At 53.5% G+C, this 256-nt stretch carries 1 pseudogene; it reads right to left on the reverse strand.

From position 1 onward, the window contains the following. Positions 1–223: pseudogene (locus SB765_RS31450) on the reverse strand (hypothetical protein); the annotation flags it as partial. Between the last annotated feature and the right edge of the window lie 33 nt (positions 224–256).

The following is a 256-nucleotide window of genomic DNA, read 5'->3' on the forward strand; positions in this document are numbered from 1 at the left end:
CCTGGCGCGTTTGAGCATTGGTACTGTCCCATGCCACACACCAGCAGCGGGAGTGGATAATAGAGTTGAGGTAATGCTCGGTGAACGAGGTCAGGAGGGAAGGTGAGATCTGAAAGTGCAAAGCCCAAGTCTGGGCCACTTCAATCTGGCGATCTGAGAACTTTTCCAGCTTCGGCGCTAAGATGCGCAGTCCCAACACCGATTGTCTATTCTGTTCGCTCACCCATGACCTCCTCCGCAATTCGCAGAGGAATGT

Origin of the sequence: Pseudomonas sp. SIMBA_067 (assembly GCF_046534675.1) — a bacterium.
Lineage (GTDB): Bacteria > Pseudomonadota > Gammaproteobacteria > Pseudomonadales > Pseudomonadaceae > Aquipseudomonas > Aquipseudomonas putida.